The organism is Stenotrophomonas sp. YJH_SMC_21 (genome assembly GCF_059369555.1).
In genome coordinates, this window is the sequence record NZ_JCAFSU010000003.1 from 305,550 (window position 1) to 318,562 (window position 13,013).

Here is a 13,013-nt window from a genome sequence, read left to right on the forward strand (position 1 = left end):
GCCCGATGGCAATGCCCGTGCGACCAGCGTCACCCCAACAAAAACCCCGCCTCGCGGCGGGGTCAAAATACAGCACGGTGTTTCCAGGGAGTTTCAGTGTCCACCACCGGCGGCCGCACCTGCGCCTGCGCCGAATGGCGGCTTGGCCAGCCACAGGAACGTAATGATCGCCAGGAAGATCCAGCCCAGCAGGAAGAAGATGTCGTTGAAGCCCATCTGCGATGCCTGGTGGTTGATCATGTTGTTCAGTACCGCTGCGCCATGTTGCAGGTCGCCCTGCCCCATCGCGGTGACCTGGTCCTGCATGCCCGGCTGATAGGCCGAGATATGCTCGGTCAGGTCGGCATGGTGCACCTGGGTGCGCCGCGCCCACAGCCACGTCGTCAGCGACGCCGCGAAACTGCCACCCAGCGTACGCAGGAACGTGGCCAGGCCGGAGCCCGCCGCGATCTCGCGTCCATCCAGGTCCGACAGCAGGATCTGCAGCACCGGCATGAAGAACAGCGCGACGCCGATGCCCATGATCAGCTGTACGCCGGCCACGTGCATGTAGTCCACCTGCAGGTTGAAGTTCGATCGCAGGAAGCTGGTCATCGACAACACGATGAACGCGACCGTGGCCAGCATGCGCATATCGAAGCGCGACGCATACTTGCCCACGAACGGGGTCATGATCACCGGCAGGATGCCGATCGGCGCCGTCGCCAGGCCCGCCCAGATCGCGGTGTAGCCCATGTCACGCTGCAGCCACTGCGGGATCAGCAGCGCCACGCTGAAGAACGCTGCGTAGGCCACCACCATCGCCAGCGTACCGGCGCGGAAGTTGCGGTGCCGGAACAGCTTCAGGTCAACGATCGGATCCTTGTCGGTCAGCTCCCAGATCAGGAACACCGTCAGTGTCACCACCGCCACGCAGGCCAGCACCACGATCTTCATCGACGAGAACCAGTCCTCGTCGTTGCCCAGGTCGAGGACCAGCTGAAGCGCACCGACGCCGATCACCAGGGTGACCAGGCCGACGTAGTCCATCTTCGGCTTCTCGATCTGCTCCGGGCGCCCCTTCAGCTGGTTGCCCACCACCAGCGCAGCGAAGATGCCCAGCGGCACGTTGATCAGGAAGATCCACTCCCAGCTGTAGTTGTCGGTGATCCAGCCACCGAGGATCGGGCCACAGATCGGCGCAACCACCGTGATCATCGCCAGCAGTGCCAATGCCTGCCCGCGTTTCTCGCGCGGATAGATCGAGACCAGCAGCGACTGCGTGATCGGGTACATCGGGCCGGCCACGAACCCCTGCAGCGCACGCGACAGCACCAGCATTCCCATGCTCTGCGCCAGGCCGCACAGCAGCGAGGTGATGACAAAGGCCAGCGTGGCCCAGACGAACAGCTTGCGTTCGCCGAAACGGCGGCTGAGCCAGCCGGTCAGCGGCAGCGCGATGGCCGTGCTGACCGCGAACGAGGTGATGACCCAGGTCGCCTGCTGCGAACTGGCGCCGAGATTGCCGGCGATGGTCGGCAGCGAGACGTTGGCGATGGTGGTGTCGAGCACCTGCATGAACGAGGCCATCGCCAGGCCCACAGTGCACAGTGCGACGCTGGGCGGCAGGAACCCGGAGGCCGCACCCGGCGCCGCCGGTGCGCCCGGAGCGCCGGGCGCGGCTGGAGCTTGTGCGGACATGGCGACCTCAGCCCACCTTCGCCTGCTGCTGCGGCAAGTTGCCCTGGATGATCGTGTGGATCACCTCGTCGGCATCATGCAGCTGCTTGGCATACACGTCGGTGTCGAACACCGTGCCCTTGGCCGGAGTGCTCGGCAGCACTTCGCCCTTCTGGTCGCGCAGGCTCACTTCAGCCTTCATCGACAGGCCGATGCGCAGCGGGTGTTCAGCCAGCTGCTTGGCATCGATGGCGATGCGCACCGGTACGCGCTGCACGATCTTGATCCAGTTGCCGCTGGCGTTCTGCGCCGGCAGCAGCGAGAACGCCGAGCCGGTGCCCAGGCCCAGGCTCTGGATGCGCCCCTTGTACTTCACGTCGCCGGCGTACAGGTCCGACTTCAGCTCCACTTCCTGGCCCAGGCGCATGTGGCGCAGCTGGGTTTCCTTGAAGTTGGCCTCGACCCACATCTGCTCGGTCGGCACCACGGCCATCAGCGCATTGCCCGGCTGCACGCGCTGGCCGACCTGCACCGAACGACGGGCGACGTAGCCGGAGACCGGCGCAACGATGCCGGCGCGGGCATTGTTGAGGAAGGCCTGGCGCAGCTGCGCAGCGGCGGCCTGCACATCCGGCTGGGTGGCGATCACGGTGTCGTCGACCAGCGCGCGGTTGCGCTCGACGGTCTCGCGTGAACCGGCCACGGCGGCTTCGGCCGCGGCCAGCTCGTCGCGGGCGTGGGCCAGTTCTTCGTTGGAGATGGCGCCGGTGGCGGCCAGGTCCTTGCGGCGGGCGTAGTCTTCGCGCACGCGCTTCAGGGTCACCTGGCGGGCGTTCAGGTCCGCCTGCGCGCCTTCCACGCTGCGGTACAGGCCGCGGGTCTGGCGCACGGTCTTGGCCAGGTTGGCTTCGGCCTGCTGCAGCGCCACTGCGGTGTCGGACGGGTCCAGCTGCACCAGCAGCTGGCCGCGCTCCACGCGCATGCCGTCATCGGCATTGATGGCGACCACGGTGCCGGCCACCAGCGGGGTGATCTGCACCTGGTTGCCCTGCACGTAGGCATCGTCGGTCTCTTCGAACCAACGGCCGAACATGAAGTACCACAGCGCCAAAGCGGCAAGCAGCAGCACGACGATCACGAACAGGCCGCGCAGCAGGTTGCCGCGGCGGTTGGGGGCGGCCGGGGCCGCGGTGTCTTGGGTCTGGCTCATGTCGGAGATCTTCAGGAATGCGAGGAATCGGAATGGGAGGCGATCGGTGCGCGGTCGGCGTCAGCGGGCTGGAAACCACCGCCCAGCGCCTTGCTCAGGCGCACCGAGGACTGCACCTGCTGCGACTGCAGGCCGGCCAGCTGCTGCTGCGACTGCAGCAGGGTGGACTGCGCGGTCAGCACGTCCAGGTAGCTGCCGATGCCGGCGCGGTAACGCTGCTGGGCCAGGTCGAAGGCCGAGCGTGCGGTATCCACCGCCTGCTGCTGCGAGTGCGCCTGCTGCGCCAGCGAGCGCACCGCGTTGACCTGGTCGGCGACGTCGCGCAGTGCGTCGAGCACGGCCTGGTTGTAGTTGGCCACCGCCAGGTCGTACTGCGCATCGGTGTTGGCGAGGTTGGCGCGCAGCTTGCCGCCTTCGAAGATCGGCAGGCTCAGCGCCGGGCCGATGTAGGCGAAGGTGGAGCTGCTCTTCAGCAGGTCGCCCACGTTCGGGGCGACCACGCCGGCCAGCGCGGTCAGGTTGAAGCTCGGGTAGAACCTGGTCTTGGCAACCTTGATCTGCTTGTCGGCCGCTTCAACGCGCCAGCGTGCGGCAACGATGTCGGGGCGACGGCCCAGCAGTTCGCTGGGCAGCACGCCCGGCAGCTGCAGCGCCACCGGGTTCAGCGGCTGCGGGCGCTGGATCGACAGGCCACGGTCCGGGCCCTTGCCGACCAGCGCGGCCAGTGCGGTGCGGGCCGCGTCGATCCGCTGCTGTGCGGCCTGCACCTGCTGCTGCGCGGCCGGTACGCGGGCCTCGGCCTGGCGCACCTGCAGATCGCTGTCGATGCCGGCGCGGCGGCGCTGGCGGGTCAGTTCCAGCGACTTCTGCGAACGGGCCAGCTCTTCCTCGGCCACATCGTTGAGCTGCCAGGCGTAGGCCAGGTCGGCATAGGCCTGGGTGATGCCGGTGGAGAGGTTCAGGCGTGCGGCCTGGGCCTCGACGGTGGCCGCATGCGCGCCGTCCACGGCCGCTTCCCAAGCGGCGCGCTTGCCGCCCCACAGGTCCACGCCATAGCTGAAGTCGAAGGCGACCTGGCTGCTGCCGGCGTAATGGCCACCGATCTCGCTGCCTGCCATCGACTCAGGCAGGCGCAGCCCGGTATATCCACCGGACACCGACAGGCTGGGCAGCTCATCGGCACGTGCGGTGCCGACCTGGGCCTGGGCCTGGCGCAGGCGCGCGTCGGCGGCGTCCAGGCTCGGGTGGCCGGCCAGGCCCTCGGCGACCAGCGCGTCCAGCTGCGCATCGCCCAGCGCCTTCCACCAGTCCTGCGCCGGGAAGCCGGTGGCGCTGAGGTCGGTGTCGGCCAGGGTGCGTTCGCTGTGCAGGCTGTCCACGTCAAGCACGTGGCCCTGCGGGTTGAGACCACGACTGCTGGCGCAGGCGGCCAGGGCCAGGGCCAGCGCTGACACCAGCAGCGCGCGCCCGGACCGGCGGAGAGTGGAATGCGGGATCGGGTTCATGGGGTCGTCAGGGAATCGCGGATTCGGGTAAGGAGGGACAGCAGCAGCGTGCGCTCGTCGGCGGAAAGATCACGCAGGGCGTAATCCATCACCGCGTCGCCACGCAGCTTCAACCGCGCCCACAATGCGCGGCCTTCATCGGTCAGCACGATCTGCAGCGCACGCCGGTCCTGCGCATGCGGTTCGCGGCGGACGCAGCCCAGTGCCTCGAGCTTGTCCAGCAGGCGGGTGACTGCGCTGGGTACCTGGTCGATGGCCTGGGCCAGTTCGTTGGCCGTGCACGGGGCCATGTGCGAGAGCACCTTCAACCCGATGTAGTGGGTGAAGCCGATACCCAGGTCTTCTTCAGCCATGGACGCGTCGAGTTGCCGGACCAGGCCGTCGCGCACCTGGCGCAGCAGCAGGCCGAAACTGGGGGGAGTGGTTGCAGGACAGATCATGGGGGAGCATTCTCTTCCAAAAAAAATATTTCTCAATGGAAATATTCGATCTGGCATCGAATGCTGTGTTGCAGCAGTGGGCTGGATCAATGAAGGCGCCTACCTTAATGATCTGGTCAGGTGGCCCGGTAGTACAATTCAGCCAATGGATGACACATTTCAGCCAGCGGACATGATGAACAAGGCAGAAATTCCCGCTCCCAAGCGCCTGCTCAGGGACGACGCACTGGATTGGTTCGAGCGCAACGATGGCCCACCGGTGGTCGCTTTCCGCTTTGACAGCCCGCAGGGGCTGGTCCGGGAGGTGGACTGGCACCACCACCAGCGCGCCCAGCTGATCTGTGTCGAGCGTGGCCTGCTGACCACCCGCACCTCGCACGGGACGTGGTCGCTGGCGCCGGGTTCGGCCGGCTGGATGCCGCCGCTGGAGCCGCATACGGTGACCCTGGACGGTCCGCTGCGCGGCTGGGGCATGGCGCTGGCCGCGCCGGCCTGCGCCACCCTGCCCGCCGATCCCTGCGTACTGGGCCTGTCCAAGCTGGCGCAGGCGCTGGCCGACCGCATCTGCGAATGGCCGCTGGGCTATGACACCACGCCCGAGCGCCAGCACATCATCGAGGTGCTGCTGGACGAGATCCGCACCGCGCCGCGCCAGCGCATGCACCTGCCGATGCCGCACGACCGGCGCCTGCTGAAGATCGCCTCGCAGCTGCTGGCCGACCCATCCGACGAGCGCAGCCTGGCCGAATGGGCGCATTGGGCCGGCCTGTCGCCGCGCAGCCTGACCCGTCACTTCCGCGACGAGACCACGCTCAGCTTCGCCCAGTGGCGGCAACAGGCCCGCCTGTCCGAAGCCCTGCGCCAGCTGACCGATGGCCGCAGCGTGGCCGACATCGCCCATGCACTGGGCTTCAGCAGCGCCAGTGCCTTCGTCACCGTGTTCCGCCGCCACTTCGGGCTGCCACCGGGGCGCTACCTGGCGCGGGCCGGCCACGGCCTGGAAACCGGGCTGGACCCTGCACGTGGCTTGGCATCCCCCGCCGCATCCGGATAATCACAGGATTGCGAGCGGCGACCGCCGTCGCCGCCTCCCGACATAGGTAACAACGCCGCATGACCGAACTTGCCCGCCCCGTGTTCCACGGATTCGAACAACTGCCGCTGCGCGAGTACGCCGAACGCGCCTACCTCGACTACTCGATGTACGTGGTCCTGGACCGCGCTCTGCCGTTCATCGGCGACGGCCTGAAGCCGGTGCAGCGCCGCATCATCTATTCGATGAGCGAGCTGGGCCTGAATGCTGCGTCCAAGCCGAAGAAGTCCGCGCGCACCGTCGGTGACGTCATCGGTAAGTACCACCCGCACGGCGACAGCGCGTGCTACGAGGCGCTGGTGCTGATGGCGCAGCCGTTCTCGTACCGCTACCCGCTGATCGAGGGCCAGGGCAACTTCGGCTCCAGCGATGACCCGAAGTCGTTCGCGGCGATGCGTTACACCGAATCCAAGCTGACCCCGATCGCCGAAGTACTGCTGGGCGAGCTGGGCCAGGGCACCACCGACTGGGCACCGAACTTCGACGGCACCCTGCAGGAACCGACCTGGATGCCAGCGCGGCTGCCGCACCTGCTGCTGAACGGCACCACCGGCATCGCCGTGGGCATGGCCACCGACGTGCCGCCGCACAATCTCAACGAGATCGTCAGCGCACTGCTGCACCTGCTGGACAACCCCGATGCGACCGTGCGCGACCTGTGCGAGCACGTGCAGGGCCCGGACTACCCGTCCAGCGCCGAGATCATCACCGCCGCCAACGATCTGCGGAACATCTACGAGACCGGCAACGGCAGCGTGCGTGCGCGTGCGACCTTCAACAAGGAAGCCAACAACATCGTGGTGACGGCGCTGCCGTTCCAGGTGTCGCCGTCGAAGGTGATCGAGCAGATCGCCGCGCAGATGCGCGCCAAGAAGCTGCCGTGGCTGGAAGACATCCGCGACGAATCCGACCACGCCAACCCGGTGCGCGTGGTGCTGGTGCCACGTTCCAACCGCGTCGACGCCGACCAGCTGATGGGCCACCTGTTCGCGACCACGGACCTGGAGCGCAGCTACCGCGTCAACCTCAACGTGATCGGGCTGGACGGCCGTCCGCAGGTGAAGAACCTGAAGATGCTGCTCAGCGAATGGCTGACCTTCCGCAGCAACACCGTCACCCGCCGCCTGCAGCACCGCCTGCAGAAGGTCGAGCGCCGCCTGCACCTGCTGGAAGGCCTGCTGGTCGCCTTCCTCAACCTGGACGAGGTGATCCACATCATCCGTACCGAGGACGAACCGAAGGCGGCGCTGATCGCGCGCTTCGGCCTGTCCGAGGAACAGGCCGAGTACATCCTGGAAACCAAGCTGAAGCAGCTGGCCCGCCTGGAAGAGATGAAGATCCGCGGCGAGCAGGACGAGCTGGCCAAGGAACGTGAGAAGATCCTCGGCATCCTCGACAGCAAGGCCAAGCTGAAGAAGCTGATCCGCGACGAACTGACGGCCGACGCCAAGAAGTTCGGCGACGCGCGCCGTTCGCCGCTGGTGCAGCGCCAGGCCGCGCAGGCCATCGACGAGACCGAGCTGGTGCCGAGCGAGCCGATGACCGTGGTGCTGTCGGAAAAGGGCTGGATCCGTGCCGCCAAGGGCCATGACGTCGATGCGTCCGCCCTCTCCTACCGCGACGGTGATGCCCTGCAGGGCGCGGTGCGTGCGCGCAGCACCCAGCAGGTCGCGTTCCTCGACAGCGAGGGCCGCGCCTACTCGACGCCGGTGCACACCCTGCCCTCCGCGCGTGGCAACGGCGAGCCGCTGACCGGCCGCTTCTCGCCGGCAGCGGGTACCAGCTTCGTGACCCTGGCCAGTGCCGAGCCGGATGCCCGCTTCGTGCTGGCCTCCAGCCATGGCTACGGCTTCGTCACCCGCTTCGAGAACCTGATCGGCCGCAACAAGGCCGGCAAGGCGATGCTGAACCTGTCGTCCGGCTCGTCGGTGCTCACCCCGTCGATGGTCGCCAACGTGGCCACCGACCGCATCGTGGCGGTGACCAGTTCCGGCAACCTGCTGGCGATCGCCGCCAACGACCTGCCGGAACTGGACAAGGGCAAGGGCAACAAGATCATCGAGATCCCGAAGGCCAAGCTCGCCACTGAACGCGTGGTCGCCATCGTGGCGATCAGCCCGGGGCAGACCCTGCAGGTGCGCAGCGGCCAGCGCACGATGGGGCTGAAGTTCAACGAGCTCGACGCCTACCTCGGCGCCCGCGCCACCCGCGGCCACCTGCTGCCGCGCGGCTGGCAGAAGGTGGAAGGGTTGTCGGTGGAATAAGGGCTGGGCCCTGCCCCTGGCGGGTGTCAACCTTGGTTGAGGTGGGTGTCAACCTTGGTTGACACGCATTACCCCCGGCAAACGCCAACCTCGGTTGGCGTTTTCGATCCCAATGGGGTCAGAGCCGTTTTCGTTGAAAACGGATCCGACCCCGGACACGAAAAAGCCGGGGAATTCCCCGGCTTTTTCGTTGTCGGCTGGCGGGCGATGGAGCAGCTGGCTGGCGAAGGCTGGCTGGCGGTGCTCCGGTGCTGGCGGGCGACAGAACGCTGTGCTGCTGGTAGAGCCGACCGCTGGTCGGCTGCTCTTTTGCTCCTGGTAGAGCCGACTGTCAGTCGGCTGCTCTACCGAAAAGCAGCCGACCAGCGGTCGGCTCTACCGGGTGGTCGCCGGGAATTGCCCGGCGCCACCTCCGGCTCAGTGCGCCGGGGCGCCGTTGCCGTCGATCTTGCTCAGCTGGTACAGCTCCAGGCCGATGCGCTTGATCAGGCCCAGCTGCTGTTCCAGCCACCAGGCGTGGTCTTCCTCGGTGTCCTTCAGCTGGGCCAGCAGGATGTCGCGGCTCACGTAGTCACCCTTCTCCTCGCACAGCTTCATGCCGGCGGCGAGATTGTTCCGAACCGCGTATTCAGTGTCGAGATCCTTCTGCAGCATCTCTTCCACGGTCTTGCCCGGCTCGGTGGCATGCGGGCGCATGTCCGGGTCGCCGCCCAGGAACAGGATCCGGCGCAGCAGCGCATCGGCGTGCTGGGTTTCCTCTTCCATCTCGTGGTTCAGGCGTTCGTACAGCGCGAACAGGCCCTGGTCCTCGTAGCGGCGGGAATGGATGAAGTACTGGTCGCGGGCAGCAAGCTCGCCGCGCAGCAGTTCCTTCAGGCAGGCGATGACGTCCGGGTTGCCTTTCATGGGGGGCTCCTGTGAATCGATGCGGCATAGGGTGCCGCATTTCAAAATACGGTGATCTAATCGGAATCAGTCGCAGTTGCGCCTGCGGCTACAATCGGCCCACGAGTTCGGAAAGGACGTGCGATGCGACGTACATGGCGTTGGGTGCTGGGCGTGTTGGTCGCCATCGTGCTGGTCACCGCACTGGTCCTGTGGCTGCTGCTGCGCGGCAGCCTGGCCGACCTGGACGGCGAGCATGCGCTGCCCGGCCTGGCCAGGCCGGTCACCATCGAGCGCGATGCGCTGGGCGTGGTCACCATCACCGCCACCAGCCAGGCCGACGCGATGCGCGCATTGGGCCGCGTGCATGCGCAGGAACGCTATTTCGAGATGGACCTGATGCGCCGTAGCGCCGCCGGCGAACTGTCCGCACTGTTTGGCCCGAAGGCGATCGATGCCGACAAGCGCATGCGCGTGCATCGGCTGCGCGCGCGCACCGAGGCGAACATGCAGGCTGCGCTGGGCGACAACGTCGAAGCCGTGAGCGCCTATGTCGGTGGGGTCAATGAGGGCCTGGCCGGCCTCTCCGTGCGGCCATGGGCCTACCTGCTGCTGCGGCAGTCGCCGCAACCGTGGCAGGCCAGCGACAGCGTGCTGACCGGGCTGGCCATGTACGCCGACCTGCAGGACCCCGGCAACCAGACCGAGCTTGCACTGAGCCGCATCCGCGCAGTGGTGCCGCCGGCGCTGTACGCATTGATCGCCCACGACGGCACCGAATGGGATGCGCCGCTGTTCGGCGAACCCACCGGCAACGCTGCCCTGCCCGATGCCAGCCAGCTGGATCTGCGCACATTGCACGCGAAACCGGGCACCGAGCAGGAAGAGGCCGATGTCATCGGCAGCAACAACTTCGCCGTGGCCGGCGCGCTCACCGCCGACGGTCGCGCGATCGTCGCCGACGACATGCATCTCGGCCTGCGCGCGCCGGGTCTGTGGTTCCGCGTGCGCCTGCGCTACCCCGACCCGCAGGCCGCGGGCGGACAGGTTGACGTCACCGGCTTCTCACTGCCCGGCCTGCCAGCGGTGATCGTCGGCAGCAACGGCCACGTCGCCTGGGGCTTCACCAACAGTTACATCGATACCGCCGATTACCGCACTGAACCAGCCAACGCCGCAGTGACCGTGCATGAAGAGCGGATTGCGGTGGCCGGCCAGGCCGACGTGCTGTTCCCGGTGCGCGAAACCGACTGGGGGCCGATCCTGCACACGCATGCCGATGGCAGCGGCGACGCGCTGCGCTGGGTCGCCCACCTGCCCGGCGCGGTGCGCCTGGACTTCGGTGACCTGGCCCGCGCCGGTGACCTGGACAGTGCCCTGCAATTCGCCGACCACGCCGGCATCCCCGCACAGAACCTGGTGGTCGGCGACCGCAGCGGACGCATCGCCTGGCGCCTGATCGGCGCCCGCCCCGACCGCGGTCCGGGCTGTGCACCGGCCGGCTTCACCGCCGCCCACAACCAGGACTGCGCCCCCTGGCCGATCCGCAGCGACGCCTCGCCGGCATTGATCGACCCACCGAACCATCGCCTGTGGACCGCCAACGGCCGCGTCCTCGACGGCGAGGCACTGGCCAATGTCGGCAACGGTGGTTATGACCTTGGCGCCCGCGCGCGGCAGATCCGCGATCTGCTCGCCATCCAGGACCGTTTCGACGAGCACGACCTGCTGGCGATCCAGCTCGACGATCGCGCGGTGTTCCTGCAGCGCTGGTGGGCCCTGCTGCACGACGTCATCGAGCGCAGTGACGACCCTGCACTGAAGCGTTTGAGGGAAGTCAGCCATCAATGGGGCGGTCGTGCCGCGGCCAGTTCGGTCAGCTACCGGGTAGTACGTGAATTCCGCACCCAGGTGATGGAGACGTTGTCCGATGCACTGCTGGCACCGGCCCATGCGCAGCTGGGTGATGACTACCTCGACCCGCGACTGGCGCAGCTGGAAGGCGTGGCCTGGCCGATGCTGCAACAGCGTCCGGCCCATCTGCTGCCACCGGCCTTCGACAGCTGGGATGCGCTGCTGATCGACGCGGCACGCCGTACCGAGAGCGAGCTGGCCAAGCAGGGACCGCTGTCCAAGCGCACCTGGGGCGAACGCAACACTGCGGCGATCTGCCACCCCATCGCACGGGCGCTGCCGGGCATCGCCAAGCGCTGGCTGTGCATGCCCGCCGACCAGCTGCCCGGCGACCGTGACATGCCACGCGTGCAGACGCCGAACTTCGGTGCTTCCGAGCGCATGGTGGTCTCGCCCGGCCACGAGGCCGACGGCATCGTGCACATGCCGGGCGGCCAGAGCGGCCATCCACTGTCACCCTACTGGGGCGCCGGCCACGAGGACTGGGTGCATGGACGGCCGACGCCCTTCCTGCCTGGCAAGGCACAGCACGTGATGACACTGGTGCCGGCGCGGTAGTGCCGGCCGCTGGCCGGCAACCTCTTGCTGCTGAGCACACCTGCGTGGATGCCGGCCAGCGGCCGGCACCACCGTTCAACGCTCAAGCCCTGCGACGCTCGATCAGGTTCAGCAGCGGCCCGGTCATCGCCGTGGTCACCAGCGCCATGACCACCAGCACCGCGAACAGGCGGTCGCCGAGCAGGCCCAGCTCGTAACCCAGGTTGAGCACGATCAGCTCCATCAGGCCACGGGTGTTCATCAACGCGCCCAACCGCCACGCCTCGCGCGTGGGCATGCCGGCACTGCGTGCAGCACTGAAGGTGCCCAGCAGCTTGCCGGCCGTAGCCACCACGATCACCACCCCGCACAACACGATGTCGCTGGCCTGCAGCGAATCGGCACGCATGCGCAGGCCGGTCATGGCGAAGAACAACGGCAGCAGCAGGGTCACCGCAAACGGTTCGACGCGGGCCATCAACAGGTCGCGCAGCTGCACGTTGGACGATACCGCGACGCCCGCAGCGAAGGCACCGAACAGCGCGTGGATGCCCAGCATTTCGGTGATCAGGGCACTACCCAGCGACAGCAGCAGGATGCCGAGCAGCCAGCGCCCCTCACGGCCCGGCGCGATCTGCTGGCGGGCGAACCACGGCTTCACCAGCCCCAGCATCAGCGCCACGAAGGCGACCACGCACAGCAGGTTGAGGCTGGCCGGCAGCCATCCACTGGCCTGTGCAGCCGCGACGATCAATGCCAGCAGGCACCATGCGGTGGCATCGCCCAATGCCGCGCAGGCGATGGCGGTCTGCCCCAGCGACGTCTGCGCGATGCCGCGGTCGGCAAGGATGCGCAGCAGCACCGGGAACGCGGTGATGCTCATCGAGATGCCGACGAAAAGTGCGAAGGCAGTGAAGCCCACGCCCTGCGGGCCGTGCTGCGGATACAGCCAGATCGCCAACGCGACGCCGAGCACGAACGGCACCGCGATGCCGGCATGGCTGACCGTGAAGGCGAAACGCCGGCGGCCGCGCAGTGCCGCCAGGTCCAGCTCGGCACCGGCCACCAGCAGGAACATCAGCACGCCCAGCTGGCTGAGCATGCCCAGCGGCCCCAACGAGCTGGCCGGGAACAACGCACCATGCAACTGCGGCAGCAGGCTGCCGAGCACCAGCGGGCCCATCATCAGGCCGGCCGCCATCTCGCCAATCACCGCCGGTTGTCCAAAGCGCTTGAGCAGCGCACCGGCGCCCTTGGCTACCAGCAGCAGTACCAGCAGCTGCAGCAGGAACAGGCCCAGCGGAGACGCCAGATGCTGCGCCCAGCTGCCTTCGGCAGCAACCGTGGCACGGGCGACCATCTCGGGGGCCGCCGGCCCGGCATACCGCGCCAGCAGCACCCCGGCCAGCAACGGCACCCCGGCCCACGCCAGATAACGCCATCCCCATTTCGTGGGCGGCGCGTTGCCGCCTGCCTGTACGTCCATGAACATTCCCCAATGCGCAG

At 67.7% G+C, this 13,013-nt stretch carries 9 protein-coding genes; 3 read left to right on the top strand and 6 right to left on the bottom strand.

Translation table 11 applies throughout. The features are described 5' to 3' along the window. Positions 1 to 93 precede the first annotated feature (93 nt). From emrB to emrR, 4 genes are read right to left on the bottom strand one after another with little or no spacing between them, the layout of a single operon-like run. A complete protein-coding gene (gene emrB, locus AC5P67_RS07015) occupies positions 94 to 1,680 on the bottom strand; it encodes a multidrug efflux MFS transporter permease subunit EmrB (protein ID WP_005408769.1) in 1,587 nt (528 codons plus the stop codon). A 7-nt stretch (positions 1,681 to 1,687) separates the two neighbouring features. Beyond that, positions 1,688 to 2,869 carry a multidrug efflux MFS transporter periplasmic adaptor subunit EmrA gene (emrA, locus tag AC5P67_RS07020; RefSeq protein ID WP_021204129.1) on the bottom strand — a complete coding sequence of 394 codons (1,182 nt, stop codon included), beginning with the start codon at positions 2,867 to 2,869 and terminating at the stop codon, positions 1,688 to 1,690. 11 nt (positions 2,870 to 2,880) lie between these two features. Next, positions 2,881 to 4,374, bottom strand: a complete 1,494-nt coding sequence (gene emrC, locus AC5P67_RS07025) for a multidrug efflux transporter outer membrane subunit EmrC (RefSeq protein ID WP_033834101.1) — start codon at positions 4,372 to 4,374, stop codon at positions 2,881 to 2,883. Further along, the gene (gene emrR / locus AC5P67_RS07030; RefSeq protein WP_005408766.1) at positions 4,371 to 4,814 is read right to left on the bottom strand and encodes a multidrug efflux system transcriptional regulator EmrR; all 444 of its coding nucleotides are present in this window, start codon (positions 4,812 to 4,814) and stop codon (positions 4,371 to 4,373) included. The genes emrC and emrR overlap by 4 nt, the downstream gene beginning before the upstream one ends. A 172-nt stretch (positions 4,815 to 4,986) precedes the next feature. Here emrR and AC5P67_RS07035 point away from each other — a divergent pair, with 172 nt between their 5' ends. Beyond that, positions 4,987 to 5,868, top strand: a complete 882-nt coding sequence (locus AC5P67_RS07035) for a helix-turn-helix domain-containing protein (protein ID WP_005408765.1) — start codon at positions 4,987 to 4,989, stop codon at positions 5,866 to 5,868. 59 nt (positions 5,869 to 5,927) lie between these two features. Beyond that, positions 5,928 to 8,171, top strand: a complete 2,244-nt coding sequence (parC, locus tag AC5P67_RS07040) for a DNA topoisomerase IV subunit A (protein WP_005408764.1) — start codon at positions 5,928 to 5,930, stop codon at positions 8,169 to 8,171. Positions 8,172 to 8,588: 417 nt separating this feature from the next. On the opposite strand, the gene bfr is transcribed toward parC, so the two are convergent. Then, a complete protein-coding gene (bfr, locus tag AC5P67_RS07045; RefSeq protein ID WP_005408763.1) occupies positions 8,589 to 9,077 on the bottom strand; it encodes a bacterioferritin in 489 nt (162 codons plus the stop codon). Between the two features lie 123 nt (positions 9,078 to 9,200). On the opposite strand from bfr, the gene AC5P67_RS07050 reads away from it, so the two are divergent. Further along, positions 9,201 to 11,528 carry a penicillin acylase family protein gene (locus tag AC5P67_RS07050; protein WP_495214421.1) on the top strand — a complete coding sequence of 776 codons (2,328 nt, stop codon included), beginning with the start codon at positions 9,201 to 9,203 and terminating at the stop codon, positions 11,526 to 11,528. Between the two features lie 82 nt (positions 11,529 to 11,610). On the opposite strand, the gene AC5P67_RS07055 is transcribed toward AC5P67_RS07050, so the two are convergent. Then, positions 11,611 to 12,999, bottom strand: a complete 1,389-nt coding sequence (locus AC5P67_RS07055) for a cation:proton antiporter domain-containing protein (RefSeq protein ID WP_495204614.1) — start codon at positions 12,997 to 12,999, stop codon at positions 11,611 to 11,613. Positions 13,000 to 13,013 lie beyond the last annotated feature (14 nt).

What these genes read in the sequence shown, in the direction of transcription:
- emrC (WP_033834101.1), bottom strand. Translation starts at nt 4,374, where the DNA reads ATGAACCCGATCCCGCATTCCACTCTCCGCCGGTCCGGGCGCGCGCTG.
- AC5P67_RS07035 (WP_005408765.1), top strand. Translation starts at nt 4,987, where the DNA reads ATGATGAACAAGGCAGAAATTCCCGCTCCCAAGCGCCTGCTCAGGGAC.
- bfr (WP_005408763.1), bottom strand. Translation starts at nt 9,077, where the DNA reads ATGAAAGGCAACCCGGACGTCATCGCCTGCCTGAAGGAACTGCTGCGC.
- parC (WP_005408764.1), top strand. Translation starts at nt 5,928, where the DNA reads ATGACCGAACTTGCCCGCCCCGTGTTCCACGGATTCGAACAACTGCCG.
- emrA (WP_021204129.1), bottom strand. Translation starts at nt 2,869, where the DNA reads ATGAGCCAGACCCAAGACACCGCGGCCCCGGCCGCCCCCAACCGCCGC.
- AC5P67_RS07055 (WP_495204614.1), bottom strand. Translation starts at nt 12,999, where the DNA reads ATGTTCATGGACGTACAGGCAGGCGGCAACGCGCCGCCCACGAAATGG.
- AC5P67_RS07050 (WP_495214421.1), top strand. Translation starts at nt 9,201, where the DNA reads ATGCGACGTACATGGCGTTGGGTGCTGGGCGTGTTGGTCGCCATCGTG.
- emrR (WP_005408766.1), bottom strand. Translation starts at nt 4,814, where the DNA reads ATGATCTGTCCTGCAACCACTCCCCCCAGTTTCGGCCTGCTGCTGCGC.
- emrB (WP_005408769.1), bottom strand. Translation starts at nt 1,680, where the DNA reads ATGTCCGCACAAGCTCCAGCCGCGCCCGGCGCTCCGGGCGCACCGGCG.